Annotated in this window: 1 protein-coding gene; it reads right to left on the bottom strand. The window is 63.1% G+C overall.

The window, feature by feature from the left end; translation table 11 throughout:
* Positions 1-103: 103 nt before the first annotated feature.
* On the bottom strand, positions 104-720 hold a 617-nt coding region (locus tag PA598K_RS32075), incomplete at its 5' end, for a hypothetical protein (protein WP_185602352.1).

Here is a 720-nt window from a genome sequence, read left to right on the forward strand (position 1 = left end):
TCCTCGATCGCGAGCGGCCGCGTGCGGTATTCGCAAGTCAGATCATAGATTGTCAGCATGTGATCTCTCCCCTTTTATCGCTCTCCTCGTAGCCTGCGACAGGCTATACGGGATCGATCAGACGCACCTGATCGACGAAGAATCTCCCGGCCCACGGCTCGTCGCCGCCTACCGCCCGGAAGCTGATCTCGATCCGCTTCAGCTCGTCGCGGTATGCCCAGCTGCGGTAATCCAGGCTCAGCTGCTGCCAGGCGCCGTGTGTCGTATACGTCTGCTCCAACGTCTGACCGGTGGCCGAGATCAGCTTGATCCGCGCCTCGTACCCCGTAGCCCCGGGCGCGCCGCCCCAGTGCGAGAAGGCCAGCTCGAGCTGCTGATGCTGGCTCGCATCGACCGGGCGCTCGAACTCGCGGACCACGGTCCGCCACTGGTCGCCGTTGACCGGCCCGCTCGTGTTGCCGAGCAGTCTGTATTGCTCATAGGCCGTTGGCACATTGGCGGCGCCCTGGTCATACTCGACCTTTGTCAGCGCGACGTTGGCGCCCGCCTTCCAGCCTTCCAGCCCCGACTCATAGCTGCCCAGATCGACCGTCTCCTCGACGAGACCAAGCGGGAGAGGCTGATTCGCCTTGTAGGCGGCGATATATTGCTTCATAAACTGATAATAGGCGTCGCCATGACCGCCCTCGACCGGCTCGATGTCGCGGCTGTACTCGTAGG

The sequence above is a fragment of the Paenibacillus sp. 598K genome, from assembly GCF_003851045.1.
GTDB lineage: Bacteria > Bacillota > Bacilli > Paenibacillales > Paenibacillaceae > Paenibacillus_D.